32 protein-coding genes and 1 pseudogene are annotated in these 26,027 nt (G+C 39.4%); 22 read left to right on the plus strand and 11 right to left on the minus strand.

Features of this window, described 5'->3' with window-relative positions; genetic code table 11:
- Nucleotide 1: 1 nt before the first annotated feature.
- Genes J1N51_RS00455 through J1N51_RS00465 form a run of 3 tightly spaced genes read left to right on the plus strand, consistent with a single transcriptional unit; the run spans nt 2 to nt 2,160 of the window.
- Nucleotides 2-1,240, plus strand: coding sequence for an ABC transporter permease (locus J1N51_RS00455; RefSeq protein ID WP_208832060.1), 1,239 nt, complete (start codon nt 2-4; stop codon nt 1,238-1,240).
- Between the two features lie 40 nt (nt 1,241-1,280).
- Nucleotides 1,281-1,658, plus strand: a complete 378-nt coding sequence (locus tag J1N51_RS00460; RefSeq protein ID WP_208832061.1) for a DUF3224 domain-containing protein — start codon at nt 1,281-1,283, stop codon at nt 1,656-1,658.
- A 16-nt stretch (nt 1,659-1,674) separates the two neighbouring features.
- Entirely contained in the window at nt 1,675-2,160 is a 486-nt protein-coding gene (locus tag J1N51_RS00465) for a DUF6174 domain-containing protein (protein WP_208832062.1), read from the plus strand.
- A gap of 31 nt (nt 2,161-2,191) precedes the next feature.
- Here J1N51_RS00465 and J1N51_RS00470 read toward each other — a convergent pair whose 3' ends face one another.
- Nucleotides 2,192-2,983, minus strand: a complete 792-nt coding sequence (locus J1N51_RS00470) for a hypothetical protein (RefSeq protein WP_208832063.1) — start codon at nt 2,981-2,983, stop codon at nt 2,192-2,194.
- A gap of 169 nt (nt 2,984-3,152) precedes the next feature.
- Here J1N51_RS00470 and J1N51_RS00475 point away from each other — a divergent pair, with 169 nt between their 5' ends.
- Entirely contained in the window at nt 3,153-3,341 is a 189-nt protein-coding gene (locus tag J1N51_RS00475) for a DUF3185 family protein (RefSeq protein WP_408635865.1), read from the plus strand.
- Nucleotides 3,342-3,355: 14 nt separating this feature from the next.
- Complete coding sequence (locus J1N51_RS00480; protein WP_208832064.1) at nt 3,356-3,817, plus strand: hypothetical protein; 462 nt, start codon at nt 3,356-3,358, stop codon at nt 3,815-3,817.
- A gap of 10 nt (nt 3,818-3,827) precedes the next feature.
- On the opposite strand, the gene J1N51_RS00485 is transcribed toward J1N51_RS00480, so the two are convergent.
- Nucleotides 3,828-4,667, minus strand: coding sequence for an EamA family transporter (locus J1N51_RS00485; RefSeq protein WP_208832065.1), 840 nt, complete (start codon nt 4,665-4,667; stop codon nt 3,828-3,830).
- A gap of 100 nt (nt 4,668-4,767) precedes the next feature.
- Between J1N51_RS00485 and J1N51_RS00490 the strand changes: the two genes are divergently transcribed.
- The 3 genes from J1N51_RS00490 (at nt 4,768) to J1N51_RS00500 (ending at nt 7,914) form a co-directional block, all read left to right on the plus strand.
- Nucleotides 4,768-5,121 carry a VOC family protein gene (locus J1N51_RS00490; RefSeq protein WP_208832066.1) on the plus strand — a complete coding sequence of 118 codons (354 nt, stop codon included), beginning with the start codon at nt 4,768-4,770 and terminating at the stop codon, nt 5,119-5,121.
- Nucleotides 5,122-5,225: 104 nt separating this feature from the next.
- Entirely contained in the window at nt 5,226-5,945 is a 720-nt protein-coding gene (locus J1N51_RS00495) for a substrate-binding periplasmic protein (RefSeq protein WP_208832067.1), read from the plus strand.
- Nucleotides 5,946-6,066: 121 nt separating this feature from the next.
- A complete protein-coding gene (locus tag J1N51_RS00500; RefSeq protein ID WP_208832068.1) occupies nt 6,067-7,914 on the plus strand; it encodes a DUF885 domain-containing protein in 1,848 nt (615 codons plus the stop codon).
- Nucleotides 7,915-7,984: 70 nt separating this feature from the next.
- Here J1N51_RS00500 and J1N51_RS00505 read toward each other — a convergent pair whose 3' ends face one another.
- Nucleotides 7,985-8,428 carry an MAPEG family protein gene (locus J1N51_RS00505; protein ID WP_208832069.1) on the minus strand — a complete coding sequence of 148 codons (444 nt, stop codon included), beginning with the start codon at nt 8,426-8,428 and terminating at the stop codon, nt 7,985-7,987.
- Nucleotides 8,429-8,567: 139 nt separating this feature from the next.
- Here J1N51_RS00505 and J1N51_RS00510 point away from each other — a divergent pair, with 139 nt between their 5' ends.
- Genes J1N51_RS00510 through J1N51_RS00525 form a run of 4 tightly spaced genes read left to right on the plus strand, consistent with a single transcriptional unit; the run spans nt 8,568 to nt 10,645 of the window.
- Nucleotides 8,568-9,026, plus strand: a complete 459-nt coding sequence (locus tag J1N51_RS00510; RefSeq protein WP_208832070.1) for a MarR family winged helix-turn-helix transcriptional regulator — start codon at nt 8,568-8,570, stop codon at nt 9,024-9,026.
- 10 nt (nt 9,027-9,036) lie between these two features.
- Nucleotides 9,037-9,732 (plus strand): DNA alkylation repair protein, encoded by a 696-nt coding sequence (locus tag J1N51_RS00515; protein ID WP_208832071.1) that lies wholly within the window; start codon nt 9,037-9,039, stop codon nt 9,730-9,732.
- A 1-nt stretch (nt 9,733) separates the two neighbouring features.
- Nucleotides 9,734-10,372, plus strand: coding sequence for a fumarylacetoacetate hydrolase family protein (locus tag J1N51_RS00520; RefSeq protein WP_208832072.1), 639 nt, complete (start codon nt 9,734-9,736; stop codon nt 10,370-10,372).
- Between the two features lie 27 nt (nt 10,373-10,399).
- Nucleotides 10,400-10,645: a DUF2164 domain-containing protein gene (locus tag J1N51_RS00525; RefSeq protein WP_208832073.1), complete on the plus strand. Its 246-nt coding sequence runs from the start codon at nt 10,400-10,402 to the stop codon at nt 10,643-10,645.
- A gap of 29 nt (nt 10,646-10,674) precedes the next feature.
- Here the strand turns inward: J1N51_RS00525 and J1N51_RS00530 are convergent, their stop codons facing one another.
- Nucleotides 10,675-11,280, minus strand: coding sequence for an acyl carrier protein phosphodiesterase (locus tag J1N51_RS00530; protein ID WP_208832074.1), 606 nt, complete (start codon nt 11,278-11,280; stop codon nt 10,675-10,677).
- 10 nt (nt 11,281-11,290) lie between these two features.
- Nucleotides 11,291-11,647: a winged helix-turn-helix transcriptional regulator gene (locus J1N51_RS00535; protein ID WP_208832075.1), complete on the minus strand. Its 357-nt coding sequence runs from the start codon at nt 11,645-11,647 to the stop codon at nt 11,291-11,293.
- Between the two features lie 156 nt (nt 11,648-11,803).
- On the opposite strand from J1N51_RS00535, the gene J1N51_RS00540 reads away from it, so the two are divergent.
- The 7 genes from J1N51_RS00540 to J1N51_RS00570 all read left to right on the plus strand — a co-directional run bounded on the left by J1N51_RS00540 (nt 11,804) and on the right by J1N51_RS00570 (nt 17,903).
- On the plus strand, nt 11,804-12,400 hold the full coding sequence (locus J1N51_RS00540; RefSeq protein ID WP_208832076.1) for an NAD(P)H-dependent oxidoreductase: 597 nt from the start codon (nt 11,804-11,806) through the stop codon (nt 12,398-12,400).
- Nucleotides 12,401-12,421: 21 nt separating this feature from the next.
- Complete coding sequence (locus J1N51_RS00545) at nt 12,422-12,964, plus strand: peroxiredoxin-like family protein (RefSeq protein WP_208832077.1); 543 nt, start codon at nt 12,422-12,424, stop codon at nt 12,962-12,964.
- Nucleotides 12,965-12,989: 25 nt separating this feature from the next.
- The gene (locus J1N51_RS00550; protein WP_208832078.1) at nt 12,990-14,207 is read left to right on the plus strand and encodes a low temperature requirement protein A; all 1,218 of its coding nucleotides are present in this window, start codon (nt 12,990-12,992) and stop codon (nt 14,205-14,207) included.
- 88 nt (nt 14,208-14,295) lie between these two features.
- Entirely contained in the window at nt 14,296-15,264 is a 969-nt protein-coding gene (locus J1N51_RS00555; protein ID WP_208832079.1) for an ion transporter, read from the plus strand.
- A gap of 256 nt (nt 15,265-15,520) precedes the next feature.
- Complete coding sequence (locus J1N51_RS00560) at nt 15,521-16,012, plus strand: DUF2569 domain-containing protein (RefSeq protein WP_208832080.1); 492 nt, start codon at nt 15,521-15,523, stop codon at nt 16,010-16,012.
- Nucleotides 16,013-16,071: 59 nt separating this feature from the next.
- A complete protein-coding gene (locus tag J1N51_RS00565) occupies nt 16,072-17,238 on the plus strand; it encodes an alpha/beta hydrolase-fold protein (RefSeq protein WP_208832081.1) in 1,167 nt (388 codons plus the stop codon).
- Nucleotides 17,239-17,342: 104 nt separating this feature from the next.
- Nucleotides 17,343-17,903, plus strand: coding sequence for a GNAT family N-acetyltransferase (locus tag J1N51_RS00570; RefSeq protein WP_208832082.1), 561 nt, complete (start codon nt 17,343-17,345; stop codon nt 17,901-17,903).
- Between the two features lie 702 nt (nt 17,904-18,605).
- Here the strand turns inward: J1N51_RS00570 and J1N51_RS00575 are convergent.
- The 4 genes from J1N51_RS00575 to J1N51_RS00590 all read right to left on the minus strand — a co-directional run bounded on the left by J1N51_RS00575 (nt 18,606) and on the right by J1N51_RS00590 (nt 22,570).
- The gene (locus J1N51_RS00575) at nt 18,606-18,914 is read right to left on the minus strand and encodes a hypothetical protein (protein ID WP_208832083.1); all 309 of its coding nucleotides are present in this window, start codon (nt 18,912-18,914) and stop codon (nt 18,606-18,608) included.
- Nucleotides 18,911-19,357 (minus strand): hypothetical protein, encoded by a 447-nt coding sequence (locus tag J1N51_RS00580; protein ID WP_208832084.1) that lies wholly within the window; start codon nt 19,355-19,357, stop codon nt 18,911-18,913. The genes J1N51_RS00575 and J1N51_RS00580 overlap by 4 nt, the downstream gene beginning before the upstream one ends.
- Before the next feature lie 366 nt (nt 19,358-19,723).
- Nucleotides 19,724-21,856, minus strand: a complete 2,133-nt coding sequence (locus tag J1N51_RS00585) for a hypothetical protein (RefSeq protein ID WP_208832085.1) — start codon at nt 21,854-21,856, stop codon at nt 19,724-19,726.
- 366 nt (nt 21,857-22,222) lie between these two features.
- Nucleotides 22,223-22,570, minus strand: coding sequence for a DUF3024 domain-containing protein (locus tag J1N51_RS00590; protein WP_208832086.1), 348 nt, complete (start codon nt 22,568-22,570; stop codon nt 22,223-22,225).
- Nucleotides 22,571-22,736: 166 nt separating this feature from the next.
- Here J1N51_RS00590 and J1N51_RS00595 point away from each other — a divergent pair, with 166 nt between their 5' ends.
- The gene (locus tag J1N51_RS00595) at nt 22,737-22,976 is read left to right on the plus strand and encodes a type II toxin-antitoxin system ParD family antitoxin (protein WP_208832087.1); all 240 of its coding nucleotides are present in this window, start codon (nt 22,737-22,739) and stop codon (nt 22,974-22,976) included.
- Between the two features lies 1 nt (nt 22,977).
- Nucleotides 22,978-23,268: a type II toxin-antitoxin system RelE/ParE family toxin gene (locus J1N51_RS00600; protein WP_208832088.1), complete on the plus strand. Its 291-nt coding sequence runs from the start codon at nt 22,978-22,980 to the stop codon at nt 23,266-23,268.
- 194 nt (nt 23,269-23,462) lie between these two features.
- On the opposite strand, the pseudogene J1N51_RS00605 reads toward J1N51_RS00600, so the two are convergent.
- Both J1N51_RS00605 and J1N51_RS00610 read right to left on the minus strand, forming a co-directional pair.
- Nucleotides 23,463-23,760, minus strand: a pseudogene (locus J1N51_RS00605) (type II toxin-antitoxin system RelE/ParE family toxin).
- Nucleotides 23,761-24,003: 243 nt separating this feature from the next.
- Nucleotides 24,004-24,444: an energy transducer TonB gene (locus J1N51_RS00610; RefSeq protein WP_208832089.1), complete on the minus strand. Its 441-nt coding sequence runs from the start codon at nt 24,442-24,444 to the stop codon at nt 24,004-24,006.
- 417 nt (nt 24,445-24,861) lie between these two features.
- Between J1N51_RS00610 and J1N51_RS00615 the strand changes: the two genes are divergently transcribed.
- Nucleotides 24,862-26,022: a tetratricopeptide repeat protein gene (locus tag J1N51_RS00615; RefSeq protein ID WP_208832090.1), complete on the plus strand. Its 1,161-nt coding sequence runs from the start codon at nt 24,862-24,864 to the stop codon at nt 26,020-26,022.
- The last annotated feature ends 5 nt before the right edge of the window (nt 26,023-26,027 follow it).

The raw sequence follows: 26,027 nt of genomic DNA on the forward strand, positions 1-26,027 counted from the left end.
AATGGAAAAGTTAAAACCACTCGTGTTAGATGCAATACACGAACTTGCATCACAAAAACTAAGAACTCTGCTGACGTTGTTAGGGATGATTTTTGGCGTTGGTGCCGTTATCGCAATGTTAAACATTGGTGAAGGAGCCGAAAAAGAAGCGCTAAAACTAATCGACTCCATGGGCGTTCACAATCTCATCATAGAGGGAAAAGAATACCAACGTAACGAACTAAAAGAGATCCGGGAGGAATCTTTGGGTCTAAATATGGCAGACGTTGAAGCGGCTCTACAGACACTACCGTTTGTTACCGGCTATAGCGCAGAAAAGCGGATCAAAACATACGCAGTGTATAGCGACGCCGCTAAGTCTAGTTCTGAGGCCGTAGGGGTGTCAGATAGTTATTTCTCGTTGACTAATGCGGTTTTGGCTGAGGGGCGGTTTTTGACGTCTAGCGACGACTTAAATGTCGCGCAAGTAGCGGTATTGGGATCTGATTCTGCAAGTCAGTTATTTCCAGGCCAATCTGCAGTAGGGCAATTTGTAAAAATCAATCATGTGTGGCTTCAGGTCGTTGGTGTTTTACACCTTCCTAAGCTCAATAAAAATGATTTCCAAGGGGTTAAATTAGGTGGTGACCGCAATCGAATTTTTGTGCCTTTATCCACTAGCATCAAAAAGTTTAACAACGAATATTTGAGCAGTGAATTGGACGTAATTAAACTTGCTGTCGATAAGAACTACGACCCCGTTTTAGCAGCAAAAGCCGTGTCGCAATTACTCAAAGTTCGTCACGGAGAAACGGAGGATTACACCTTGGTGATCCCGTCAGAGCTGTTAGCTCAACAAAAGCAAACCCAGCAAATATTTAACATCGTAATGGCTTGCGTTGCGGGGATTTCATTGTTGGTTGGTGGTATTGGCATCATGAATATCATGCTGGCTAATGTACTTGAGCGAACCAAAGAAATAGGACTGTTAAGAGCGGTCGGTGCGACACAACGTGATATCAAATTACAATTTATAACAGAAAGTTTTGTAATTTCAGTGTTAGGTGGGGTTCTTGGGGTTGTGTTTGGACTCTTACTTTCAGAGGTCATTGGCTATTATTCTCAATGGGCCGTGACGTGGTCTATGTGGGCTATAGTGTTGAGTTTATCAATCTGTATGCTTGTCGGTGTAGCGTTTGGTGCTTTTCCGGCGATTAAAGCATCGAGGTTAAATCCCATTGAAGCGTTACATTCGGACTAGTTAGAACGTAACTAATAAAAAAATATGAAAGGATTTAGATATGGAAGGGGTATTTCAAATTACAGGTTGGGACGAAAACAACTATCAAAATGGACCTGATGAGCAGAAAAAGAGTTTGGCTAAAATAACCCAAAACTATCAAGGTGATTTTGAGGGCACCAGTGAAGTTCAGTACTTAATGTCCTATCAATCATCTGCAGAAGCTGTATTTGTCGGCTTTGAAGTGTTTACTGGCAAGATAGGCCAAGTCTCGGGAAGTGTAACGTTTCAACATACCGGGACATTTAAAAATGGCGTTGCAAGCAGCGAGTTCACTGTAGTTGAAGGCGCAGGTACAGAAGGACTATCGCAATTGACAGGATGTGGACGGTTTGAGTCTGGTGAGCACGGGCAAGCCAAATATCAATTCGATGTATAGTTTAGGGAGGGAATATATGCGCATTCAACGAAGAAGCTTCACCTTGATGATGTTCGCGGCGTTCTCGCTAACAGGCTGTGGTGATGCGAGCGACAATGTAGACTATGAACAAATAGAACAACTGATTAAAAGCAACCAAAGCGAGTGGAGAGCCGCGGGACTCATTGACTACTCGTTCACGTATTCTGTAACACCGGGAGATTGTCCAACCGCCGATGCGCTGCCAAGTGTTGATGTTTATGTAGAAGACGGTGAGGTGAGCCGAGTCTATTACACAGGGACTGATCAACAAACCGAAAATCGATTAGGGCTTACGATTGACGAAGTCTTTCAGCTTCAACTAAGAGAGTTAGCAAGCTTGCCGATACAATTCTCTGAAACTAAATCAAATACTCAATTACCTACCTTTGATATCTCTTTGGGTTATCCACTTCGAGCTTATATTGATCAGAGTTATAATGATTGTGATGCGATGGCAATTAGAGTGTCTAATTTTAATTAGACACTCAGGCTGGGTGTAGGTAAATCAATAATTAAAAGTGAAAGCCGACTTTGAAGTTAATCGCTTGGTCAGATTGCTTCTTGTCAAAAACGTCTTCTTGATAATAAACAATCTCACCGGTCAGTGATAACCATTTGTAAAAATCATGACGATAACCAAAATTGAAGCCACTGATTTGGCTCGTTGCTTCGAATTGATTACCAGTACAATTGTCTGACAAATCGTCACAGGTAAATATTCTGCGATAGAAGTATGATGATAGCTCGTCTTGCTCACTTAATTCTGGAATAACGTTGACATCAATATCACCGCCCCGATAAAAGACACTAGCGAATAATAAGCCTCTGTCATGTGTGCGAAAACCAGCAATTAGAGATACGTCAACCATGTGCTGTTCAACTTCCCAACCCGTATAGTCGTCACTGGCTACTTGGTCTGACTTAAATCTGTAATATCCAGCTGATATGGCCGCTGATATGTTGTGAACAGGAGCAACATCAAAGTGTTCGCCCATAAATTGGTAGACAAACCCCGCACCTTCTACTTCACCAGAGGAGATGAATATTTCACCTCCACCACCAGTAGTCATTCTTGCTTCGATGGATAAGTCGCCATCATTTACGTTCAATTCATCATATCTTGGGGTTATTTCATCTGATTTTGATGCTGCAGCAGCCAAGGTGACTTTAAAAGGCTCTGAATGAATTTCCGGGGTAATGAGGCGTTTGGTGTCATTCTTGACATAGGGTGTTGAGTAACAACCCGAAATAACTAACGGTGAAAGTAAGGCAATGAATACCTTTGGATCTGTTTGAAAAACCATAATAATTCCTTTTAATGTAGATCTATTTTCCAAGTGTTTACTCAGTAATTCATTGGGCGCAGAATACCAGTTTTCACTATTGTGGAAAAACAATAAAAACGTAACAGTTTGTTATTGATACGGTAAATACTGTGATATTGTTGCCTTAGCTGAAAAACAGGAGCTTATAATGAATAGAATTATTGGAATCGTATTACTGGTAGCAGGTATTGCTTTGTTGTTATGGGGTTACGATGTTTATGACTCAGCCAGCGCTCAAGTGACGCGTTTAGTAAATGGCGATACTCCAAAAGAAGCTTGGATTGGCCTAGTCGGTGGCGGAATTTGTGTATTGGTCGGTCTGTTAAAATTAAAGTAGTACCAGATATAAGTATGCAAAAATCATTTTTATCAACTGACAACCAGTTCCAACGCTTTTTACAAGTGTTGGCGTTTGTGTTTTTGGGTTATGGGTTTTATCTTTGGCACAAAGACCAAGAGGGCAGTGGTTTTGCTATCCTAGGTGCCTGTTACAGCTGGTTGTTTTCTTATTACTTTTCAAAAGACTTTCTCGATAGATACAAACCGCAATCGGTTATTCAACGAGTAGGCGACTTACTTATCTTTCGCCAATTTAAAGGTGTAATGAAAGTATCGTCATCAATTGAAGAAGAAATAGAGCTTTCGCGGATATCTACTTTAACGGTCGGTGATAATTATATCAGCGTTATTTTAGATGGTAATGGCAAAGGATTTGACTTTGTACTCAAGGCCAAGCGTGCTGATATTCTTGCTCATATCGAGTCAATAATAACAGAACAAGAAAAAGCTGATATCACCATCAAGAAGATATAAATCCACCTCATTATTGTGATTTTTTTGCCATAAACATGGCCGCTAAAATAATCACACCACCTAGAGTCAAGCGAAGCAAATCTGCTTCGCGATTCCAAATTGCGACATTGACAATTATCCCCGCAGGGATAAGTAAATTATTCATCACTGCTAATTGACCGACTGAGACTATCGTTGCTCCTTTATTCCAAGCAAAATAACCAAGTCCGGATGCAACAACCCCAAGGTAGATCAATACAGACCATTCTGTCGTTGTGGCTGGCAAGCGCTCTGCATTGCCAAATAAAACAAAACTAAGTACAGAAAACGCAAAGGCTCCCAAGAAGAAAAGTCCAAATACATTGTGCTGAGTCAGATTAGAATTTGCGGCTATTAGCCTCTTGTAGAAAACTTGCCCAGAGGCAAAACAAAGGTTGGCACCTTGCACCAAAAACATACCAAATAAATAATCGCTGGTTAAAGTGTCATACCTGATCAGTAAAGCTCCGGCAACAGCAACAAGTGCAGCTGCCAGCGGCGTTGGGTTAAATTGGCGGTCTAATAAGTCTTTGAGTAAGGTAATATAAATCGGCGTCATTATGGTGAACAATAAGACTTCAGGCACCGTTAAATACAAAAATGAGTGGTAATAAAAGCCATACATCAAGCCGAGTTGAATTGCCCCAATACCCAAAAGCCTAATGATCACATCACGCTTGATGTTGGCGATTGAGATAAATGGCAAAAACACAAGACTTGCTAATCCTGCTCTTAATAAAACCGAAAACCAAGGATCGACACCCCTTAGATAAACTCCAATTAAACTAAATGAGAATGCCCACACTAAGGTGACGATAAGTAAATACCACATATAACTACCATGCTGAGTTTTTATTGATATTGTCTAGTGATTGGGGTGAAATAACAATGGTTGAACTAAGACTAAATCTATAAACCACAAAGGATTTGTTATGTTAGAACACGAAAAATTAAATTACGTTGAGTTTGCATCGGTCGACTTGAGCAAAACAAAGGCTTTTTTTGAGCAAGCCTTTAGTTGGAAATTTGAAGATTATGGACCTGAATATACTGCGTTTAACGGACAGGGCTTAGATGGTGGTTTTTTTAAAGCGCCACTGAGTGCGGACACTCGTAACGGCAGTGCTTTGTTAGTGTTTTATAGTAATAACCTAGAGGCGACACAACAAAAAATTGAAGCTGCTGGTGGTGATATCGTAAAGCCTATTTTTAGTTTTCCTGGAGGCAGGCGTTTTCATTTTAAAGAGCCGTGTGGTAACGAGTTTGCGGTTTGGTCAGACTGTTAAGCGACTTACACTCAGATATAAGTCATCAAACACTCAAACTGGTTAAATCTGATTTTTAGTCTAATACTTGTAACTGATTAATATATTTGAATAAGGTAAGTTACATGTTGCGATTTTTGTTAAGTCTTGTTTTGGTTGCTTTGGTGTTTAGTGAGAGCATAAGCGCGAAAACCTATCAATTAGGTGCAATTCAAGGACTTATTGAGCAAGAAGTCGGCAAAAAAATACTACCTAAGGTCTATCAAAGACTTGGATTTAATGTAGAAGTTAAGTCGCTGCCCGCTAACAAAGTCGAAAATCTATTATATTTGGGTTTTATAGACGGCGAAATAATGCGCATCGAAAGTTACGGCGATAATAATGATAGGGTGATTCGCGTTCCTACACCTTATTACCAGTTACAAACTATGGCGTTTGTAAATAAAAATAGAAAAATTCCCATCAAATCTATAAAAGACCTCCAGGGCCTTAAGGTTGCGGTGGTTAAAGGTGTTAAACACACCGAAAACGCCACCAAAGGACTAGAGAGTGTTGTTGCCTTAACCAATACAAAACAAATATTAAAACTTGTCGACAAAGGTCGAGTAGATGTCGCTTTAACAAATACGATTGACGGGCTCGTGGCGATTGAGCGTTTGAGCCTCAATAATGTCGTTTCTTTAGATCAACCATTAGCCACAGAGCCTCTTTATCACTATCTCCACAAATCCAATGAAGCGTTAGTGCCAAAAGTAGACAATCAAATAAAAATGATGAAAGAGTCAGGCGAGCTCGCAGTTTTAATTCGACAAGCAGAGCTCGCTGCAACTGCCGGGTCAAAATAACCGCAATACATCGGCAATTTGAGGCAAGTTAACGTACTTGCCTTGAAATTTGATTTTTGCTGTGTCAAAAGGGTACGGATTTTAACTTTTAATAATAAAAGATAATAAGAAGTACCTACTTATGAAAAAAACGATATTAAGTGCGGCGGTGTGCTCTGCACTTTTCCTTACCGCCTGTGGTGAATCAACTTCACCAACTCAACAAAACCAAGCAACGTCAGCATCAACTCAGTCTACTCAATCCGTTGCGGAGGCATCTAAAGCCGCTAATCAGTTATTTGATGAGATTTTTATGGCGGGTGTTATGCGAAACCCGGTTTATCAAACTTACCTAGGCATTAAGGATGACTACGATAAATGGTTTGATTTGTCAGAGGAAAACGCCGCTAAAGAATTAGAAATCAGCAAACAAAACCTTGCTAAGATAAAGGCAATTGACCCTTCTACTCTAGATGCACAAACTAAGGTGAGTCACACGCTATTTGTGCAAAAGCTAGAAAATGAAATCGCTGATTACAAATGGCGTCATCATTCATACCCAGTTAACCAAATGTTTGGTACTCATTCGCAGATTCCTGCGTTTTTGATCAACCAACACTCAATCGCAAACGAACAAGAAGCCTTGGCTTATATTGCACGTTTAGAAGGCGCTGAGTCGGTTCTTGACCAAGTTGTTGACGCATTAAAAGTACGTGAAGCAAAGGGGATCATCGCTCCTAAGTTTGTGTTTCCACACGTTATTCGTGACTCCAAAAACATCATTGTTGGCGCACCTTTCGACGATGGTGAGCCAAGTACTTTATTGGCTGATTTCACTGGCAAAGTAAACGCATTAGAGTTAAGCCAAGTTAAAAAAGACGAGCTAATCGAAAAGGCCAAAGCGGCATTAGTCAACAACATCAAACCAGGGTATGAGCGTTTGGTATCGTATCTAGAAGAGTTAGAGACTAAAGCGGACACCCGTGATGGTGCTTGGAAGTTTCCTGAGGGCGAGACGTTTTTCAATAACGCATTAGCTCGTACGACAACGACTGATTTAACCGCAGAAGAAATTCACAATATTGGTCTTTCTGAAGTAGCCCGTATTCATGAAGAAATGCGCGCAATCAAAGACAAAGTAAACTTTGATGGCGATCTTGCTGCATTTATGGAATTTATGCGTAATGACGAGCAGTTCTATTATCCGAACACGGCTGAAGGCAAACAAGCATACTTAGACGAAGCGGTACGTGTTATTGAAGACATGAAAGGTCGCCTAGACTCGTTATTCTTAACTAAGCCAAAAGCAGAGTTGAAAGTAAAAGCCGTTGAAGCGTTCCGTGAAAAATCAGCAGGTAAAGCTTTCTATCAGCAACCTGCGCCAGATGGTTCGCGTCCAGGTATTTACTACGCCAACCTTTATGATATGGAAGCGATGCCAACGTATCAGTTGGAAGCACTTGCCTATCACGAAGGTATTCCAGGCCATCACATGCAAATTGCTATCAAACAAGAACTAGAGGGTATTCCAAAGTTCCGCAAGTTTGGTGGTTACACAGCGCATACCGAAGGTTGGGGCTTGTACTCTGAGTTTATTCCAAAAGAAATCGGTCTTTACGAAAACCCGTACTCTGACTTCGGTCGTCTAGCGATGGAATTATGGCGCGCATGTCGTCTAGTTGTTGATACTGGTATCCACGCTAAAAAGTGGACTCGTCAGCAAGGTATAGATTATTACGTGAATAACACGCCTAACGCAGTTTCGGATGCGGTTAAGATGGTAGAACGTCACATTGTAATGCCTTCACAAGCGACAGCGTACAAGATTGGTATGATCAAAATTATCGAATTACGTGAAAAGGCCAAAAAAGCTCTTGGCGACAAGTTTGATATTCGCAAATACCATGATGTTATTTTGAAAAACGGTCCAGTACCGCTAAATGTACTAGAACAGTTTGTTGATGAGTACATTGCTGCAGAACAAGCGTAATTTTAAGTACTCTTGTAAAAATACAAAAGGCCCTTGATGAAGGGCCTTTTTTATAATCTAAAAATTGGAATTAAGCTGCAAGCGCTGAGGCAAGTAGAACCAAAACACCAATGTTGGCAAACAAGCCAATGATATAGAAGTAGCTACGTGGGCTTGGGTTTTTCTCCGTCGCAATGGCGTAATAAAGAACCATATGAATTAAACGGGCGATAGCATAAGTCCAAACTAAGCCAGATAACCAACCTTCATCCGCACCAACAAGCATTGCCAAGATCGCAGGTACAATAAACTGTACTATATTCTCTAGCGAGTTCTGGATTGTTCTGTGGCTTCTAAAAACAAATGATTCGTGACTCAGCTTGTCATCAACAATACCAGGAACATATTGCGTTTGTTTTCGGTGCGCTACAGTTGCAATCATTGCTTGTGCAACAATAGTGACAAAAATAAGCCACATGCCCCAAAGTGTAAAATTGTACGTTTCAAATACGGTACTTAGCGTAGATTCAAACATATTACTTCCCCTTGTTTTAAATGTGTTTAATAACTATATTTTGTTTATAATAGCGAGCAATTCAATTGTGCGCAATTTAAATTGGTTAACCTTGTTATTTAGACCGAGTAACCAGCCCAATACAAATACTGGATGACACATGAAAGATAGTACTCGATGCGATGATGTGGAAGAAAAAAGCTTACAGATAGAAAACCAAGTGTGCTTTTCACTGTATTCTGCAAGTAATGCCCTCATACGCGCGTACAAGCCGTTGTTAAAAGAACTCGACTTAACGTATTTGCAATACATGACGATGATGGTGTTGTGGCAATCTTCGCCGATAACGGTTAAACAAATTGGCGACAAATTACACTTAGACTCAGGCACCTTAACCCCTCTGCTAAAACGTCTACAGGACAAAGGAATGGTCAATAAGGTGCGTTCAGAAAAAGACGAGCGAAAAGTGTTTTTGCATTTGACCGAGCAGGGCATAAAGCTAAAGGCCAAAGCTAAATCAGTACCACACGCTTTGATGTGCAAAGTAAACATGTCGGTCGAGCATGCATTGCAGCTAAAGGCACTTTCTGATTTACTGCTAAAACAATTAACTACATAGACTCCATGCAATGAACAAAACGGATGTGTTTGAGCTGTTAGAACAGCATAAAAATGAAAAAGGCATTACTCATTGGAATAAAATGAGCAACACAGGTGGCTTAACAAGTTTTGGATTGGGGCTGACCACGCAGCGTAAGTTGGCCAAACAAATAGGTCGTAATCGAGAGCTCGCCCAAATACTGTGGCAAACCGACTGTTACGATGCCAAAGTGTTGGGATTATTAATCGATGAGCCCAAATTAATTACCAAAGCACAAGCCGAACAACAAGTACAAGAATTACATGGTGGTATGTTAACTCATGTCTTTTCTTCCTGTGATGCAACGCTTGCAAAGTCGCCAGTTGCATTCGATGTTGCTATTGAGTGGCTTAACAGCGACGATGTCGTCAGGCAAAGTTGTGCTTATGGCTTGGTGTATGAGTTTTCTAAAAAGAAATCCAAACAGTACACAGATGATTTTTTTGAAAACGTACTCGATACAATAGAATCGTCTTATAACAAAGCCTCCAAAAAAGTCTTGTTGGCTATGGGCGGCGCTTTACTTGGTATTGGTAAACGCTCAGTGAACCTTAATCAAAGGGCATTAAAAATAGCGCGATTAATTGGGCCTATAGATTTTAATGAAGAAGGGCAAAGTTGTGATCCACTTAACGTAGAAAAACACCTTATAGCGCCAGCCCTTCAAAAGAAACTTGGTATCTAAAATGAACACTATTAATTTTAATAGCCAAACTGTCATTCCGAGTAAAGTGGTTTGTATTGGTCGCAATTATGTCGACCACATTAAAGAGCTCAACAACGAAATGCCTACCGAGCCTGTGGTGTTTATCAAACCCAACTCAGCCCTTTCTGATGTGCTGTGGACTACACAAGATCCAATTTCAAACCCCAAAGAGCAAATTCATTACGAAGCGGAAATTTGTTTTTTAATTAAAAATAATCAACTCGCCGGTATCGGTGTGGGTTTAGACCTGACCAAGAGACAAGTTCAAACAGAGTTAAAGGCCAAAGGACTACCGTGGGAGCGAGCCAAAGCTTTTGATGGCTCTGCAGTCTTTAGCGAGTTTATCGCATGTGAAGGTAATTTATCTGACTATGAGATGGTATTGACCATTAACAATGAGGTTGCGCAACAAGCCAATGTTGAGTTGATGATCCACAAACCTGAAGCATTAATTTCAGAAGTGTCTCGCTTTATGAGTTTGGCGGATGGCGACATTTTGATGACGGGAACACCTAAAGGGGTTGGTGAAGTCAAAGAAGGTGATGTGTTCCATATTCAACTAACACATAGAGCAACGTCTGTGATCCGCCAAACTTGGCATGCAACATCAAGATCCTAGAGCCAGAAAAATAAACAGGGAGAAGAAGTGGCTAAAATAGAATTTACTCAACAACAAAAAGACACAATTGTAGAGCGATTACAAGACTATATGGGGTCAGAATTGGATGTTGAATTAGGCCAGTTTGATGCGGAGTTTTTATTGGACTTTATCACCAAAGAGCTTGGTGGCCATTTTTATAACAAAGGCATTGAGGACGCGCGTACCGTTTTTGAAAAGCGAGTGCAAAGCATTGATGAGGATTTGTACGCGATAGAGCAGGACGTTACATAGCAAATTCTTAACACCGATAGGGAAGAGCTCTATCCTCTTTCCATTAGCGCTGACTTTTCAGGCCCATGATCGTTAACATGTTCAATCAGTTGTGGAAAAAACTCCAAAAACACCATTTCAAGTTGGCCATAATGACGCTCAATGTCTTCAATGGCCCCTGAAAAGCGATTAGTAAATCGAATTCTTTTTGCGATATTGTCCAAGGCAGTGCCAATACCTGTCGTAGTTTCATACTCCTTAAACCAGTCATTGTTAACCATACTAGTTACAACCCTTTGCATTCTAGCAGGCATATAATCGATACGTTGACGTAAGAGCTGATAGCTTTTGGTTTTAAAGTCTTCTAGTGGTATCTGATTAAACCGCTGCCAGTGCTGAATAAGAAAATGATCAAATACAACGTCTATGGCAATACCAGCAAATCGTTTTCGCTGAGGCGAGAATAACTGCTTAGCTTGGATCACCATCTTATGATTATCAGTAAATCTATCGACGAAATAGTGGTTGTCGAGGCCTCTTTTTACTGTCATTGGTAAATCGTTAGCGATTCTTTTGCCACCAAAATCCCCCAAAAGATTACCAAAGTGTGAATCCGCTGTAGATTGGGCTAGATAAAGATGAGCTAGGTAATTCATGGGAATACCCTTAAATTTTGTGTGACTCTGACCAAATGCGCAGTTGGTCCAAAATACTCAATGCCGTTTTACCAAAGTCGGTGAGTTCATACGTAACTGCAACGGGTCTGTCACTGATCACTTTGCGCACTACCATGCCTTCACTTTCAAGCTCTTTGAGGCGCTGGTCGACCATTTTTTTGCTGGCGCCGCCTAACATACGGGTTAAGTCATTAAATCTTACCGGCTCGTCTTTGAGGTGATAAATAATAGAGCCTTTCCATTTTCCACCAATCAATCGCATGCCTTTTTCTATGGCACAGGGCTCGGTACAAACATTTAAAACTTTTTTTCGCCCCTTACTATCTGTTTTTACAACACTTTCCATCAATACTCCTGATAAATTTACTAGGTTACTAAAAGTATACTAATTGATTGTCGGCAATAGGTTACTAATATATACCACACAAAGATAACACATAGAGACGGAGTTAGAGAACGTTTCTCTGACTTATTTTTATTAGTAATAAATTGGAGTTGCTATATGACTACTACTGATTCAAAAAATGTTTTAATTATTAACGCCCATCAATACTATCCATTTTCAGAGGGTAAGCTAAATGCAGCGTTAATTGATAAGGCGATAACTATCTTTGAACAAAAAGGATATGACACCCGCATCGTGACGATGAGTGACGAATATGACATCGATGAACAATTAGCGTTGCACCAATGGGCGGATATTGTCTTTTTGCAAACACCAGTTAATTGGATGGGTGTGCCTTGGTCCTTCAAAAAATATATGGATGAAGTGTATACCGCAGGCATGGGCGGGGCACTTTGTCATGGCGACGGCCGCTCAGAAGACGCACCAAAGAAAAACTATGGTACAGGTGGCACGTTAACCGACACAAAATACATGATATCCCTAACATTTAATGCACCTGCCGAATCATTTGACGATAAGACTGAGTTTTTTGATGGCAAATCGGTTGATGATTTGATGTTCCCTACGCACATGAACTTTAAGTTCTTTGGTATGAAACCAATGCCAACCTTTGCCAGCTTTGACGTGATGAAAAATGCTGACGTTGAAAACGACTTCAAACGATTTGAAGCGCATATAAACGAGCATTTTTAATCAAAATTGTAAGGAGCTGCTATGAGCATTCAATATACCAATAAGTTGCACCCAGGTGATGACTTTCCGGTTATTGACGCAAAGTTATTAAATGGTGATCAAACAACACTTTCGATTCCTGAAAACGGTTTAGATTGGAAAATGGTGGTTGTTTATAGAGGGCAGCATTGTCCTTTGTGTACTCGATACCTCAATCAACTAGAGAGTGCTAAAGATTTACTTGCACAGGTCGGCGTAGACTTAATTGCTGTCTCTGGTGACAGTAAAGATCAACTTCAAAGTCATATGGAAAAACTCAACGTTAGCTTTCCTATTGCTTATGGTCTTACTGTCGAACAAATGAAAGAGCTCGGTTTGTACATTTCTGATCCGAGGTCCCCAGAGGAGACGGATCACCCGTTTGCTGAACCTGGGCTGTTTGTCGTTAACAGTGAAGGAAAAGTTCATGTTGTGGATATCTCAAACAACCCGTTTGTGCGACCAGAGCTACAGTCATTAATTAATGGCCTAGGGTGGATTCGTAACCCAGACAATAATTATCCAATTCGTGGCATGCACAAGTAGGCTTTAATAAAAACGGGGAATTGATATGGCGCTACAAAACCATCCAATGTGGAGATTACCAAAGCACCACTTAGATCATGAAGGAACGCATGATCACGTGCACTGGGTTGAATTATTTTACGACTTAATCCATGTCGTCATTATATTTTTACTTGGTAACTTTTTAAGTGATCATCTCACAATGGATGGCTTTTGGGCGTTTGCAGGATTGTTTATTGCAGTTTGGTTTGCTTGGGCAGACTCTAGTGTATTTAATTCACTTTATGTCAGCACTGATTTTAAACACCGCTTAATCATGTCCTGCCAAATCGTCACTGCTATGGTGATGGCCGCATCAATTCCTCATGTTTTGAACAAGGGTTGGACGTTTTTTGCTCTCGCTTATGCGGCCAATCGATTAATAACGGCGTATTTGTACTACCGTACAAACAAGCTAGGTGTTGAAGTTACCGTTCTCTCACGTACGGTCAGTCGTAACTTTTTTGGTCTCGCGATTGTATTTGCTGTCAGTGCGTTTTTACCTAAGCCATATAACTTCATCGTATTTGGAGCTGGAATTATTTCAATCCAGTTTTTGTACATGCTACCAAAAATAGGCGTTTTGGAGTGTAAGCGATTTTTACCTAGATTAGGTCACATGTCCGAGCGCTTTGCTTTATTGCTTTTGATTGTCGTAGGAGAGGGGTTCTTTAAGCTAGTCATTACGCTTTCTGAAAAAGGAGTTTATAAAGTCACTCCAGAAGTTTTATTTAACTTCATGTTTGGTGGTATTGCTGTTTTTGTGCAGTGTTGGATTTATTTTGATTTTGTGGGTAACGGCAAACCTAAAAGCCAAGCAAAATGGACTTTAGTCAACTGGTGGTTGGCTCATTTGTTCCTTATGTTATCGGCGGTAATGATGGGTGTTGCACTTGCTGGTGAGGTCAAAGTGGGCTTTTGGGACCCATACCCTCTTAAATATGGTGCGATAGGCTGTATCGGTCTTGCCGCTTATTTACTCTGCTTATTATGGATTCAGGGCAACATCGAAGAGCGAGTAGCACACAAATTTGCGACGGCCAAAGTTCGGTTTTTTGGTGTGTTTTTGGCATTGGTTACTTTAATCGTTTTGCCATTTGTACCAGCTTTAGTCGGTAACTTATTGTGGGGGACGGCGTTGATTTCGCAAATTGCGATTCCATTAACTCAGGCCTACTTTCATTTTTTAAATGAAGAGGCAAAAGAACAACAGATAAAAGCCTAGACTTAGACTTAACGACATAACTCATTCATAATAAAGCTTGTAAAAACAAGCTCTAATAAAATTGAGCGGATAGGGACCAAACAGGAAAATGGATAAAACACACAGCACTCGAAAAAAAGTATACGAAGCGCTTGAACACGGGTTTGATGGTTCGATGCTCAGTAAGCTGTTTAGCGGATTTATCGTAGGATTGATCATCCTAAATGTCTTTGCGATTGTCCTCGAATCCTACAAGCCAATCGGTACAGCGTATAAAACCGAGTTTTACGTTTTTAATGTATTTTCAGTCGTTGTGTTTACTATCGAGTATTTTGTTCGAATTTGGGTGTCGGTTGAATCACCAAAGTGCGATAAAACGACACCTATAAAATCTAGAGTCAAATACTTATTTAAACCTGTCTCACTCATTGATTTGTTAGCCATCGCCCCGTTTTATTTATCGTTTATATTTACTATCGACCTCAGATATCTTCGAATGTTGAGAATGCTTAGGCTATTAAAGTTAACGCATTACTTCAAAGGGTTACGGTTATTTATCGATGTTCTAAAAAAAGAATTGCCTAGTATTGGTGCTGCTATTTTCATAATGGGAGTTTTGGTAATACTCTCAGCAAGTGTGATGTACAGTCTAGAAAACGACGCACAACCCGAGGTGTTTGACAGTATTCCAAGCGCTATTTGGTGGTCGGTTGTCACCATGACAACCGTGGGATACGGCGATGTGACACCGGTTACCTTCTTAGGTAAATTTATTGCTATTTTTATCATGTTATTGGGGGTTGGAATTGTTGCATTGCCAGCGGCCATGTTAGCGGCCAAGTTTGGTGATGAACTCAGAACGAGAAGAGAATTATTAGAACAGGAAATAAATGCGGCATTAGAAGATGGAGTCATCACCTCAGAAGAGCAGTCCACAATCGAAAAACTATCCCAGTCGATAGGCATATCCGCAGATGAATTAGAGCAAGCGATATTAAACTACAACAAAAATACTACTTGCTCCGTCACGTGTGACAGCTGTGGAAAAGTACTCAATGTCAATATAGATAAAGCATAGAGCCCTTTAATATTTGCAACCAAGACGTTCTTGTAAGTACGTTTTAAATCAGTTCACTAATTCTCGAATGGCTGCGGCAATAGCCTTTATATTGGTCGAGTATTTTACTGCCCAGGGTGTTTGCATTCCGCCACCATCTGAGTAAAAATCAAATTCTTTTTTAACCACTTTTGAGGGCAAAGCTTACGAAAAGTAAGCGACTCAAGCAATGGCGCAAATTATGTCAAATGCGCTAGGAAGTACAAAGGAGCGTACATTGAAAACAATTGAAAATATAGATAAAAAAGAACCACTTGCTATTGGTGGTTGGTTAATCATAGTTGCCATCGGTGTTGTGTTGTCGCCGGTAAGGCAGTTTTTTTACATTGGTACTAACTACCCAGCGTTTTTTACCAACGGTACATGGGACGCGTTAACACTACCTAGTAGCGACGCTTATATTCCATATTTTGGGACTTTTTTTATTAGCGAGATCTTAATCAATCTTATGATGGCGATCGCTGGGATTTATCTTATATATCTATTCTTTAACAAAAAAAGTAATCTCCCTAAGTGGTACTTTGGGCTGGCACTTGTTTCTACCATACTAATCATTATCAATGCTTATGTTGCTTCTCTGTTAGTGCCTGGTTTAGAGGCCTTTGACTCGGAGACAATGAAAGAAATTGCCCGCAGTGTCGTGCCGTTAATAATATGGTCTCCCTATTTAATATATTCTCAAAGGTCTAAAGACACCTTTGTTAACTAAATACACGTTTAAAGAAACAGACTGGCTAGTCTAGGTTTCTAAAAAATAAGGATATTTCAATGCAATCTTGTCAGCGACTTTTCACTGCGATATTACTCTTCTTAAGTGTTTCTAATGTGCTAGCACAAGAGGCATTGCTTCAGAATGTTTCGTTGAATTCTAAAATTCTCGGTGAGCAGCGTGAAATAGCGGTACAGCTTCCCAAGTCTTATTTTGAAAAGACCGATCAAACATATCCACTTATCCTTAGGTTGGATGGCGCCACAAACATGCCAAGAGAGTCCTCCATTTTAAATACCTTATTTGAGGCGGGTTCGGCACCAGAGGTGATTTTGGTCGCCATTGAAAACACGGACAGACTCAGGGATTTGGCGCCTTACGTGAATGAAGATCCAAGAGGGCCACTAGGTCAAGGCGGAGGCGCTGATAAGTTTTTAAACTTTATTGAAAGCGAGCTGCTTCCCCGCTTAAAAGACCAATACAGAATTGGGGATTTTAAAGTTATAGCAGGAGCATCCGTTGCTGGATTATTTGCACTGCATACCTTAAGAACCAAACCACACTTGTTTGATGCACACATCGCATATAGCCCAGCAGTATGGTGGGGCGAACACAAAACCGCCAAAGCGTTAACTAAGTTCATGTCTGATACAAAAGAGCTCAGCAGCTATTTGTATATGAATATGGGGTCAGAACATATACAAATGCGCCAAGTTTATGATGATATGCTGGCAGATATTCTGCGTAACAAACCCAAGAATTTGGAGTTAGTAACCGACTTTTTTCCTGATGTTCCGCACGGATTGACGTCGGTAGCAGGCTTGTTCAATGCATATCACAACCTATTCTTACCGTTAGTTATGCCTTACCCAGAACTTAAAGACGGTGTAAGTTCGATTAAAAATTACTACAAGCGCGTGTCTGAGCAACGTGGCTACTCGATCAACGCTGAAGAGTGGGTCATGCGAGAACTAGGGTATTTTTTAGTTAGAAATGAAGACTTTAAAAATGCCATTGAGGTGTTTAAATACAACATAGAGTTATACCCTGAAATGGCGAGCGCCTACAATGGCTTGGCCTACGCGTACGAACAAAATAAGCAATACAAAGAGTCATTAAAACAGGTAAATACCTCATTGAAGCTGTCAAAAGAGGGGGACGACGGTTACGACGTCTACGTCAATCGACAGCAGCGACTACTTAGCCAAATAAAGCAAAGTAACTAGTAATTAATTTATGACGCTTGTTTTATCCTTTGGTGTTTTAGTTTAACGATTTCACTATTTCTACAATGTAAATTTTTTAAAGGTAATGTGACAAAGGATAGCCAGTGCAAATTGAAACCCCCAGGTTGATTTTAAGGCCACTTAATGAAAATGATTGGAAGCTTTTTAAGGGGCTTCATCAATCAAGTGAAGTGATCAAATATGTCAGCGACCCTTTTACCGAATCAGCAATTAAAGACCGTTTTGATGCTCGCTTAGGTGGATGGAAAAAGACCGTTAATCAATGGTTAACGTTAACAATAATAGAAAAAGCAACTGAGAAAAAAATTGGCGTAACTGGTTTTTATCCTGAGTGGGAACCTTATCAACAAGCTGAACTTGGCTTTTTGCTAAGTCCAGAGTTTCAAGGCAAAGGCTTCGGTAAAGAGTCTACCATAGCAGTTATTGAATATGCCTTTGACCAATGTAACTTTCATAAAGTAATCGCAACCGTCACAGAAGGTAACACCCCATCATTTAATTTACTAAAAGCCTTGGGTTTTACTCATGAGGGGACAATTAGGGATAACTTTAAATTAGGTGGTCATTGGCGGAATGATTTAAAGCTAGGGCTTTTAAATCATGAATACGCTGTTGAAAAACAGTTAAGGTCAAAGCAGAGCTAAAGGGCTGTTGAAGTAACTTGATGGGTGTTAGTATAAAGCTCTTATAATATCTAAGGAAATCAATCATATGGAAATGCTATTAAGTGTAACGCTAATATTGCTAGTCGTTGCGGTTTGGTTTGTGCCACTAGTTTTATTATTAATGTCGGATAGAACTTCAGGTTTTCGAAAAGTTTTATGGGTACTGGCGTTTTTATTCATTTCGTGGTTCGCGTGGGTAGCGTATATTTTACTAGTACCTAAACGTGAGCCTGCAAGGTGAGCTTTTAGAACTCAAAGGGTTAACTAGTAGACGTTCATTGAATGAGTCTTTTTAGTCTGCTTCAGACAAGGAGCGGACGGTGGTGTGCCTTTCCTATGGGGACTGGTGCTCGCAATTAGCAGTCGTTAGGACTAACGAATGTCAGTTTAAGAGCTTTGCGAAAACAGACCTTCAGCCAACTAATTTATGGACAAAGACGAGCTATGTCCTCTGAAATATGACGTCCTTATCATCCACAGGTTTTATAATATGTGGTAAACCAGACCGACAATATGGCTTTTTAGGTGTAGTAGGTCATGTCTGCTCTTACCGTTTCGTTGAGTAGGATTGGACTTTATCTGATAGAAAGCTATGAGCAAGGAATGGACATTTACATTATCGAAATGTGAGTTGTTTTTTCGTACCTTCTTTAAATATTCACTGTCTACGCTCTAACTTGTCTATTTGGGAAGTTTTCTTGAGGATTCCAAAAGTTTAGCATTTTTTTCTTGGTTTGCAGTAACTCCGTCGGTTCGAGCCGTAGAAAAAACATTCCATATTTTGTCCTCTAAAGATTGTAGTCTTTCTTTTAAATATTGATTTTCTTGTCGTAAGAGGCTTAATTCCTGCGCAAGCTTTGTGTCATTATTTATCAATTTTTTAATGTAAGATGAGTTGTTATTGATTTTTCTATTTATTGATTCAAGCGAGTCATGTAGATGAGTATAGAATTCCCCTTTTTTAAAGAAGTCTTTTACTTTCCCGATCATAGTTCCCCCCCGATTTTCGAAGAGTGATGAAAAATAGAATCAAACCCCGCTTGTAGAGAATTTAGCTCAACATTAGTTGACTCTAATTCATCATTAAGACTGGCAGTAAACTCTTTCATTCTAGACATGGCCATTTCGTAGTCCATGTCCTCAATCGAACATATTACAGGCTTTTCTTTTCGTTTTTCGATTTTCAGCTCAACTACCGATTGCCCTGACTCATTTACATGTGAGGAAGCAAGCAACTCATATAATTGTTGCATAGAGCAACTCGCTAATATTTCGTTCGTCATTTCCAAAATATCGGATTCAGACAAATTAAAACCTGACTCTACCTTGGTATATAAAGAATCGATTTTATTAGGATCTAGCTTTTTTCCTTCTAGAGCCTTTAAAAGCTCAGGTGCACTTAATTGAACAAATCCGCTTAATTCTTGAGACATTTCATCTCCTAATTTTGTTGCTACTTTCACATTGCTTCACAACGTACTTGGGCTTGTAGATAAAAGCCACTGACATACATAACCAATCATTAGCTGACTTCTTTATCACATCATAGTATTTGTGAAATTATACTTGCACAAAAATTGCTCACTTTAAAGAAGTAACGACAGCTTTTTATCCAAAACGACTTTCTTTTAGAGTATGCGCTTAAAGTAAGAATATTTCTTAACAAGAACCAGTCATAACTACTAACTGAATATTCAACCAAAGAGATCCGAAAATTGCCCAATGGTTCAGTCGGAACTGCAGGTTTTGATAAAAACCTAAAAATCATATGAGACATATTAAGTTGGGACTTAATTATTTTACGTCTTGAGATTACTCTCGCTTTCATCGTTAAAATATATGGCTTTCGCACGTTCTGTTATTTTGTTCAAAGTAACATTGTTTTTTGATTCTTTTTCTACCAAATCGTTTTCTTTTAACTTGGTTGTTCTCCATCCAACTAATTGATGCGACTTATCGATTAAAGCTGAAACTTCGCCAGCCCTCATTTCTCTGCCTTCAGATTTCAATATTTCCAATATATCTAGTTCCACCTCTTCCAGTTTTAGATCTTCGTTTAGATTTTGAAGTTCCTTTATATAATCATCAGATAGAGAGGTGACTTTACAACGACCTTGTTTGCACTCTTTACAAAGCCAGTCAAAATATTCAATTTTTTCTTTCTCTTCGATAGGATAAGTGGCGCCGCAGCTATCACATTTTATTGTCTGTGTGGACGCCAGAAACTGATGAACGACTCCATTATATGAAAAGCACCGTTGTACAAAGTAACTTCTGTCATCACGTCTTCCTTTTGGATAGCCCCAAGCTAAGCGTTCATCCTCGCATAAACCATAATTCAAACAGTAGACGGAGACATCATTTCCTGATTTATCTCTCATTTCATGGTATTTGGTTAATAAAAAATTTAACTCAAGAGAGGCCAGCATAGGTTCTAATGTTGGGTATACTGTAAAGTGGCTAACAGGTGGGTTAGACAGCCCTTCAAAGTATTTACCTCCAACTTCTCCGGTAGATATCTTTGTCTTTAGCGATTTAGATTCATTCGTTAACTTTTTCAAGAGCAGTTTTTGATTATATCTATCAAGCTTGCGACTGAATGGTTCGGTTGCGTACCTATTCTTCCTGTCGAAATATTGAAAAAGAACGTTCTCATAGTATTTTCGTGAAGCCAATCGTATGCTTTGCAATGTGATTTTTTCGTTCCTAGAAACCTGATCAAGATAACAACTGTGGAGTATATGCCCCATCAATCGAGGGACATTAAATGAGACCTGAAATAGCAAAATATAATAATCTTTTATATCTGCTACCGATGAAAAATAGTCCTCTGGTCTAATGCCAAACGCCAAAAACCTGTTTTCGATTAGCCTTCTTGTGTAATCAATAGCTTTCTGTTCCATGGTTTGCACATCAGAGCTTTTATAAAGGTGATAAAAGTCTAAATTTAATATATCAATTTTACTTGGATCTATGTTTCCGTAATAAGCTCGACCGGGGTAAGCTGCAACTTTAAGCTTTATCTTTTCATCGCTCGTATTATTCAATGGCGCCAAAATAACATCCACAAATAACCTCTGTTCAATCCACGTTAACTCAGAAAAATCATCGAAAAAAATCACTAGACTAGAAAAAGAAAGCTCATTTAACAGGTCAGTTAGTTTTTTAATCAATTCTTGATATGGAAAAGTACGAAGCACTGCCTTGGAATATTTCTCATATACTTCATCATCGTCTAATATTTCTTCGACATCTTCAGTTTTTAGCCCTGCTTTAATCGATGCTTTACTTATTGACGCTTCACCAGCTAATTCTGCGTTATCTTTCCGTTTTAGACCTTCCTGATGTCTTTTTTTTACTTCCTTTTCAATAGTTTGAAGGATGGGCAATTCCGCATTATGTAAAACTCCACTCCTAGCTCTTTCTTTAAGCAAATCGATTTCAGATTTTAATTCTTCATACTTGTAATGACGACCCAAAAATCGATCAATGATGGATGTTTTCTTACATATACTATCTAACTCATCAATGAGCTTTGTGAATATCTCAATCAAAAAAGCTTTTCTTAGTATGTGTGGTTGAATTATTTCTAATACAACCTCTCTATTTTCGGAAAAGTTGGATAAAACACTGGACGTCTGGGACGTTTCATTAATTGACTTAACATCAAGATATATAGATAACGAATCTTGTTTTTTCCTTAGCTCTGATTGAGCCCGTGAAATAATCGTACTCTTACCAGTACCTTTTCGACCAAATAGAAAAGTTGTATTTCCCGACAAAACTGTTTCGAGCACAGCCTCTCCTTCAAGAGGATCTACATAAACCTTATCAACGGGTTTTTGGCCAAGCTCGTTTTCAAATTCTTTTAGTTCAGCTCGCTGAAACTTTCTGAGTGACTCGGCAACTCTTGCAAACTTTTTCTTGTCCATTTTATTCCTTGGTTTAAAAATTATTTCGAACTTGATAAAGACCTAACTCTATTATGTATACGGCTCAGTAAAACCCGCCAAACTACAACAAATTAGTTTATTGGAAATAATATAAATTTCAAAGCGTTAAAAAGTATTAGATGAATGAACTTTCCAACTGATTTTAGGCAAACTTCATCAATATCCGTATTTCAGTTAACCTTTCGGAGCTAACTAGCTTTTTGGTATAAATGAGTTAGCGGAACGTCCGTTTTGTATATTTTAACCAATAGAGTTAAATGATTGTGAGCGTCTCTTGAACGTACGAATCGGCTCCACAAAAATGCTAGAAGCTGTCAATTGAGCCATAGTCTTTTGAGATGTGAGTTAACTAAAAAAACATCCGTACTGATCTTTGGCGACCACTTTAAATACCTGCTCAATAGTTTTAACTTGTGGTTTCGGTTCATAGCCATGCCACCTTAAATCGCGGCGCATCCAATATATCTTCCATTCTCCCTGACTTCGAACAAATGTAGATTTAGCTATATCAAAGTTATGATATTCAGATGGACTATCCCAACGTGGGCGCGTTTCAAAGATAAAAATAGATTGTTTTTCTAGACGCCACCCAATATCCAATCGATTTCTGATATTTGGCGGTGGACGGTGTTCGTTTAAAAAAGTTTCAGCTATCTTTTCTATTTTCTTTGTTTCGAATTCATTAAAAGCCATAAATCTCTCTCGTCAAAGCAGTCATATTAAGCTTCAAAAAGAAGCAAAAAAATAATGCTTATACTTTAGCGACGTGCGAGAAGGAGGAAACGGTTTTTGTCTTCCTTAATTGACTTGCCATGCTTTTGCTACCAAAATATATTAAATATTGGTATAGGAGGTTGTGATGGCGAAAAATACAAGTGTTACATTAGGTGAGCATTTTGACTCATTTATTAGCCAGCAGTTAGAGTCTGGCAGGTATGGTTCTGCAAGTGAAGTGATAAGAGCTGGGTTACGAGCCTTAGAAGATCAGGAATTAAAAATGAATAATCTAAGGAACATGTTAATTGAGGGAGAGAACAGTGGCGTCGCTGATTATTCATATGATTCTCTCTTAAATGATTTGGATAAAGAAAATCATTAATATGAAGTTTCATTTATCTAAAAAAGTTCATTCAGATTTAATGAAAATAGGTCGTTACACGCAACTTAACTGGGGCCAAGAGCAGAGAAATAACTATTTAAAGTTACTGGATAGCGCATTTCATCAAATTGCAGAGAAACCAGAACTAGGTTATGTCTGCGATTACATCAGAGAAGGTTATAGAAAGCGGCCTCAAGGCAGCCATGTCATTTATTACAAAGTTTTTGGAAAGGAAGAGGTCGTAATTATTCGAGTTCTCCATAAAAGCATGGATGTAAAGCGAGCCCTCTAAAAACAAAATAATTTATTAATGAAATCTCAAAGTAACATCGGTTTCCTAGGCAGTACTAGGCTCTTTGTTTTCATTAGAATTCGAACGGCTGATTACGCGTTTTCCAGATTTAACTCCCACTCCTATTGGGAGTCCGCTGCACGTACTCAGCCGAACTTCACAAAAGTGCCAGTAGGTGACATTCGTAGATCCCACTAAGTCAGCAAGAATCGCCTAAGATGTTGTTCGTGACGCATAACGTGCAATATAAAAACCTTGTTTCTATCAATTTTATAAAATACTCGACATCGCTTTATTACTAGTTCCCTGTAATTAAGGGTCGGTATTTCCAAAGGGATTTCTCCAGGTTCGGGGTGTTCTTCTTACCTTTCTACTTTACTAAATAAAGTTTGAACTAGTTTTTTTCGCAGCAACCAAAATAGACACTGCAATGTATTCAGCAATTTCATCAAGCTCATTAAGAGCGGGTTGCGTCCAAACTATTTCAGCAATTTATTCATTTGCTCTTTAGCCTGCCTTTTTAAGGTTGTAACTAATTCAACTTTCATAATCGAACTCTTAACAGGTTTAAGTGGCACTATAGCATCACTGACAGCGAAACTTTCAACTGTATAGCCTAACGCTCCGCTTAGGGACAGATTATTGCTGGCTAAAATAACAAGAGAAGCGGAGGGAGCCAGCAATGATTTATCCCAACGAATGCAGTGAGCAAACTACAGCGGCTTGTTATGTGAATCAGTTACATGCCAATTTTGTTTGTTGTTTACAAGCGTTTTGAGCTTGTTCAGTTGACTCTCCGCCCATACAAAAATCCAACCTTAATGTTCTTTTTTCTGACTGAGTTTCTCCAACCGTTGAAGCTGGGACCCATTTCCATTTTTTTAACATCTTTCTGGAAGCTTTACCAAGTTGCTTTTTTGGCACAGACTTTAAGATCTCAATATTCTCAGTCTCTCCTGAATCTGAAACATTAAAAGACAAAACAGCACATCCTCTTATTCCTGATCTAGCAAGTTCGACTGGGTATTTAGGAGTGTTTTGATTTGCACGCTCCCAAATATACTCACTTTTAGGTGTGACATCTGTAACCTGTACATCAGCATAAATATTCTTCGCTTCACTACTTGTAGATACACTGATAAGCACAAAAGTAATTAGGGCTAATAAATTTTTCATAAACACTCCATTGTCAATTTAATTCACATGAAAGTTCTTTATTATGAACTAATACTAACACCAGCTTCCGCTGAAAAACTAGGTACTTTGATTTCTCTTTAAATCGAACCTCCCTTTTCACGGTTTTACAATCTCGTAATCATTGCTCCTGGATGGCCAATTTACGTAATCCTTTGCTTTATGTCCGCAACGTATCAACTGCCACCTATGCCGCCAAACAAACCCCCAAAAATTGCAAAAATACTCTACACCGTACCGCTTTTTTATCTGAAAAAAGAGCTAACCTATGTCTGTCTCGTTAAGGCGCTGAAGAAGTGACAAAATCCTTGTTTTTGATGCTTTTATATGACTTTAATGGGCAGCGAAGAAAAACCTCAAACAAGACTTAACCTCCGACTTTTACAATAAGGACATTTCATGAAAAACATTTTACTGCTTGTGCTGTTGTCACTTTCAGCTTCGGGTTGGGCGGTTGATATTAAAACATTAAATCCAGTCGAAACGATCGAAGTTAAGCCGGAGGGGTTTAAGTCTTCTTTAAAATACAACGTGACTCTCCCACAAAATTATCAACAAGGGCAGGGCAAACGCTATTTTGTTTTGTTTGATCTGCACCCCAGAATCCAACCACTAATCAGTGGTATGCATGACTGGTTAAGTCACAATGGTGAGTGGCCCTGGCTTAAAACGATAGTGGTAACGCCCGCAGGCTATAACGCTGAATTCGCTGCGGAATTAGAGAATTTAGTGGCTGATCCAAGTAACCAAAGGCTTTTGGATATTATCGAGCACGGGGTATTGAAGCAGGTAGATAAAAAATACCGAACTAACGGCTTCAGAATATACAGTGGCTTTATGAGTAATGGCGCAATTGGTCTGTATGCGCTTTTAAATAGGCCGAGTATGTTCGATGCCTACTTTATAAGTAGCCCAACTTTGAATAATGACTTTGGTCGTGTGTTGTCTGACGCTCCGACAAAACTTATGGCCGAGTACGACAAGATGAAATTTTTATATATGACCATTGGCGATCATAATTATGAAAAAGCTCACGTCGCGTCTTTTAAAGAATTTGAAGGGGCTCTATCAAAACACAATAACTCACAACTAACTTGGCATTCTAATAACCAGGATGAACATTATTATATGTCTCGCCCAGTTGTAACCATACTAGAAGGCATAGAGACCTTGTTTAATGATATTCACGAGGATTTAGCGCCAGATTCAGAGATCTCTAAGCGCGGTGTAGATGCCATCATTGCCTATTACAATGACCTTTCAAAACATAAATATGGCTTTGAGATCTCCGCAGAAGGCTCGCTTAAATCGCTGGCAAAATCAATCGCCACCCGCAGTCCCAGTGAAGCGATGGCGATTTACACTAAGGTGACAGAACTGTATCCAGACTCTGCCTATGCGCATGCTTCTTTAGCGAAAGCGTTAGCTGAGCAGGGCAAGATTGAACAAGCGATACAGGTTCAGTCGGTTGCAGTCGAAAAGTCTAAATTTATGAATCCATGGCATCAAAATAAGCACCAACAATACCTCGATGAGTATAAGAGTAGGTTGAAGCCTTAATGGAC

Origin of the sequence: Psychrosphaera ytuae, assembly GCF_017638545.1 — a bacterium.
In the GTDB taxonomy this organism is placed as follows: Bacteria; Pseudomonadota; Gammaproteobacteria; order Enterobacterales; family Alteromonadaceae; genus Psychrosphaera; species Psychrosphaera ytuae.

What these genes read in the sequence shown, in the direction of transcription:
- J1N51_RS00455 (WP_208832060.1), top strand. Translation starts at nt 2, where the DNA reads ATGGAAAAGTTAAAACCACTCGTGTTAGATGCAATACACGAACTTGCA.
- J1N51_RS00460 (WP_208832061.1), top strand. Translation starts at nt 1,281, where the DNA reads ATGGAAGGGGTATTTCAAATTACAGGTTGGGACGAAAACAACTATCAA.
- J1N51_RS00465 (WP_208832062.1), top strand. Translation starts at nt 1,675, where the DNA reads ATGCGCATTCAACGAAGAAGCTTCACCTTGATGATGTTCGCGGCGTTC.
- J1N51_RS00470 (WP_208832063.1), bottom strand. Translation starts at nt 2,983, where the DNA reads ATGGTTTTTCAAACAGATCCAAAGGTATTCATTGCCTTACTTTCACCG.
- J1N51_RS00475 (WP_408635865.1), top strand. Translation starts at nt 3,153, where the DNA reads ATGAATAGAATTATTGGAATCGTATTACTGGTAGCAGGTATTGCTTTG.
- J1N51_RS00480 (WP_208832064.1), top strand. Translation starts at nt 3,356, where the DNA reads ATGCAAAAATCATTTTTATCAACTGACAACCAGTTCCAACGCTTTTTA.
- J1N51_RS00485 (WP_208832065.1), bottom strand. Translation starts at nt 4,667, where the DNA reads ATGTGGTATTTACTTATCGTCACCTTAGTGTGGGCATTCTCATTTAGT.
- J1N51_RS00490 (WP_208832066.1), top strand. Translation starts at nt 4,768, where the DNA reads ATGTTAGAACACGAAAAATTAAATTACGTTGAGTTTGCATCGGTCGAC.
- J1N51_RS00495 (WP_208832067.1), top strand. Translation starts at nt 5,226, where the DNA reads ATGTTGCGATTTTTGTTAAGTCTTGTTTTGGTTGCTTTGGTGTTTAGT.
- J1N51_RS00500 (WP_208832068.1), top strand. Translation starts at nt 6,067, where the DNA reads ATGAAAAAAACGATATTAAGTGCGGCGGTGTGCTCTGCACTTTTCCTT.
- J1N51_RS00505 (WP_208832069.1), bottom strand. Translation starts at nt 8,428, where the DNA reads ATGTTTGAATCTACGCTAAGTACCGTATTTGAAACGTACAATTTTACA.
- J1N51_RS00510 (WP_208832070.1), top strand. Translation starts at nt 8,568, where the DNA reads ATGAAAGATAGTACTCGATGCGATGATGTGGAAGAAAAAAGCTTACAG.
- J1N51_RS00515 (WP_208832071.1), top strand. Translation starts at nt 9,037, where the DNA reads ATGAACAAAACGGATGTGTTTGAGCTGTTAGAACAGCATAAAAATGAA.
- J1N51_RS00520 (WP_208832072.1), top strand. Translation starts at nt 9,734, where the DNA reads ATGAACACTATTAATTTTAATAGCCAAACTGTCATTCCGAGTAAAGTG.
- J1N51_RS00530 (WP_208832074.1), bottom strand. Translation starts at nt 11,280, where the DNA reads ATGAATTACCTAGCTCATCTTTATCTAGCCCAATCTACAGCGGATTCA.
- J1N51_RS00535 (WP_208832075.1), bottom strand. Translation starts at nt 11,647, where the DNA reads ATGGAAAGTGTTGTAAAAACAGATAGTAAGGGGCGAAAAAAAGTTTTA.
- J1N51_RS00540 (WP_208832076.1), top strand. Translation starts at nt 11,804, where the DNA reads ATGACTACTACTGATTCAAAAAATGTTTTAATTATTAACGCCCATCAA.
- J1N51_RS00545 (WP_208832077.1), top strand. Translation starts at nt 12,422, where the DNA reads ATGAGCATTCAATATACCAATAAGTTGCACCCAGGTGATGACTTTCCG.
- J1N51_RS00550 (WP_208832078.1), top strand. Translation starts at nt 12,990, where the DNA reads ATGGCGCTACAAAACCATCCAATGTGGAGATTACCAAAGCACCACTTA.
- J1N51_RS00555 (WP_208832079.1), top strand. Translation starts at nt 14,296, where the DNA reads ATGGATAAAACACACAGCACTCGAAAAAAAGTATACGAAGCGCTTGAA.
- J1N51_RS00565 (WP_208832081.1), top strand. Translation starts at nt 16,072, where the DNA reads ATGCAATCTTGTCAGCGACTTTTCACTGCGATATTACTCTTCTTAAGT.
- J1N51_RS00575 (WP_208832083.1), bottom strand. Translation starts at nt 18,914, where the DNA reads ATGATCGGGAAAGTAAAAGACTTCTTTAAAAAAGGGGAATTCTATACT.
- J1N51_RS00580 (WP_208832084.1), bottom strand. Translation starts at nt 19,357, where the DNA reads ATGTCTCAAGAATTAAGCGGATTTGTTCAATTAAGTGCACCTGAGCTT.
- J1N51_RS00585 (WP_208832085.1), bottom strand. Translation starts at nt 21,856, where the DNA reads ATGGACAAGAAAAAGTTTGCAAGAGTTGCCGAGTCACTCAGAAAGTTT.
- J1N51_RS00590 (WP_208832086.1), bottom strand. Translation starts at nt 22,570, where the DNA reads ATGGCTTTTAATGAATTCGAAACAAAGAAAATAGAAAAGATAGCTGAA.
- J1N51_RS00595 (WP_208832087.1), top strand. Translation starts at nt 22,737, where the DNA reads ATGGCGAAAAATACAAGTGTTACATTAGGTGAGCATTTTGACTCATTT.
- J1N51_RS00600 (WP_208832088.1), top strand. Translation starts at nt 22,978, where the DNA reads ATGAAGTTTCATTTATCTAAAAAAGTTCATTCAGATTTAATGAAAATA.
- J1N51_RS00610 (WP_208832089.1), bottom strand. Translation starts at nt 24,444, where the DNA reads ATGAAAAATTTATTAGCCCTAATTACTTTTGTGCTTATCAGTGTATCT.
- J1N51_RS00615 (WP_208832090.1), top strand. Translation starts at nt 24,862, where the DNA reads ATGAAAAACATTTTACTGCTTGTGCTGTTGTCACTTTCAGCTTCGGGT.